Here is an 875-nt window from a genome sequence, read left to right as displayed (position 1 = left end):
GCATGAAGCCGGAATCGCTAGTAATCGCGGATCAGCATGCCGCGGTGAATACGTTCCCGGGCCTTGTACACACCGCCCGTCACACCACGAGAGTCGGCAACACCCGAAGTCGGTGAGGTAACCTTTTAGGGGCCAGCCGCCGAAGGTGGGGCCAATGATTGGGGTGAAGTCGTAACAAGGTAGCCGTATCGGAAGGTGCGGCTGGATCACCTCCTTTCTAAGGATAACTAGGAAGCGAAAGCGCCTGGTCATCGACGTACAGACTGGACGTCTCCTGACAAGATAAAGGAAACACGATGAGCCTTTTGGCGAATCGATGTTGACTTATCGTAGGAAGGAGAAGGAAGTCTGCTAGTCGATAGGCGCTTGACCTGGACTACGGAAGCCGATTAAGTTCGCCACATCGTGTGGCAACATCGGTATGACCTGCATCCTGCAGGCCTAAGACATACGAAGTTGTTTGTTCAGTTTTGAGGGAGTAAATACCTCAATCGCATGACCCTGCCACTATAAAGTGTAAGGTTAAGGATCTTCTGTTAAAAACCGCCACATCGTGTGGCGAACACAGAAGTCACCACGTCTTGTGGAAGCTTGTACCTTGAAAACTAAATAAGAATTGAGTAATCAATGACATCAACAGAAAGTAAAGCGTTACAGCTTATTTACGTTAGTTAAGTGAATAAGGGCGCACGGTGGATGCCTTGGTACTAGGAGCCGAAGAAGGACGGGACTAACACCGATATGTCCCGGGGAGTCGTAAGTAGACATTGATCCGGGAATTTCCGAATGGGGCAACCCGCTATTCGTAATGGAATAGCACATGGACCTGAATACATAGGGTGCATGAGGCATACCCGGGGAACTGAAACATCTCA

Annotated in this window: 2 rRNA genes; both read left to right on the top strand. The window is 49.8% G+C overall.

Annotation, left to right across the window (positions count from 1 at the left end):
- Positions 1–217: ribosomal RNA gene (locus ACLIBG_RS15595) — 16S ribosomal RNA — on the top strand; the annotation flags it as partial.
- 452 nt (positions 218–669) lie between these two features.
- A 23S ribosomal RNA gene (locus ACLIBG_RS15590) occupies positions 670–875 on the top strand; the annotation flags it as partial.

Source organism: Virgibacillus sp. W0181 (assembly GCF_051846915.1).
Classification (GTDB): Bacteria; Bacillota; Bacilli; order Bacillales; family Amphibacillaceae; genus JBPYCR01.
This window is presented reverse-complemented; position numbering and strand designations above follow the sequence as displayed.